General features: G+C 67.1%; 1 protein-coding gene. It reads left to right on the top strand.

The features are described 5' to 3' along the window. Positions 1-90 precede the first annotated feature (90 nt). The gene (locus ABTZ94_RS37705; protein WP_502967385.1) at positions 91-993 is read left to right on the top strand and encodes an IS5 family transposase; all 903 of its coding nucleotides are present in this window, start codon (positions 91-93) and stop codon (positions 991-993) included. Positions 994-1,017: the final 24 nt, after the last annotated feature.

Genomic DNA, 1,017 nt, shown 5'->3' with positions numbered 1-1,017 from the left:
AGAGCCTGTCGGGTGGCTGATCATGCGTGATGCGTGACGGTCGTGATCTGCCTTCCGGGCATGGCGACGGCCCCGGAATGATCACGTGGTGTGTGCCAGTGCGACAACTCCGAGGCCGTCAGCGGCCCATGCTATCCGTCCAGCTTGACCGATGAGATGTGGGAGATCATCCAGCCGCTCCTTCCCGCGCGTGACCTGCGAAAAGGCGGCGGGATGCGCAAGTACGGAGACCGGTTGGTGCTCGACTCGGTGTTCTACGTGCTGCGGTCGGGCTGCCAGTGGCGGATGCTTCCGCGCGATCTGATGCCCTGGGACGCGGCCCACCGCTGGTTCACCAAGTGGCGCCGGGACGGCACCTGGGACCGCGTCCACGACGAGCTCCGCCGCCAGGTCCGGGTCGGGGCCGGACGCGATCCCGAGCCGTCGGCCGCCGTGATCGACGCCCAGTCGATCAAGACGAGCGAGGGCGGCGAGGCGCGTGGGTTCGATGCGGGCAAGCGAACGACAGGGCGAAAGAGACACGTGATCGTGGACACGATGGGCCTGCTGCTGGTCGTCGCGGTCACCTCCGCGTCCGTGCAGGACCGGGCCGGAGGCCGCACCGTCCTGGCCGGGCTCGCCGCCGGTTTTCGCACGATCAGTCTGGTGTGGGCCGACGGAGGGTACGCCAACTCCGTTGATTCCACGCTGCTTTCATGGGCCCGGGATGCGTTGAACATCGTTGTCGAGATCGTGAAGCGGACCGACGACGTCAAGGGCTTCAAGGTCCTGCCCCGCCGCTGGGTGGTGGAGCGAAGTTTCGGCTGGCTGGTCCGAAACCGTCGGCTGGCCCGCGACTACGAACGGCTGACCGCAACCTCCGAGGCCATGATCAAGGTAGCGATGATCCGCTTGATGCTCGTCCGGCTCGCCGGGCAGTCCTTGCGGTGGAGCCATGAATCCCACCGCAAGACCGCACGAGCCCGCACCGTCGAGGACCTCATCGCAGCGTAACCAACCGGCCACCCGACAGGCTCT

Origin of the sequence: Streptomyces sp. NPDC002785 (assembly GCF_040295565.1) — a bacterium.
Taxonomy (GTDB): domain Bacteria; phylum Actinomycetota; class Actinomycetes; order Streptomycetales; family Streptomycetaceae; genus Streptomyces.
The sequence above is the reverse complement of the archived record's forward strand: the minus strand, read 5'-3'. Positions and strand labels throughout refer to the sequence as shown.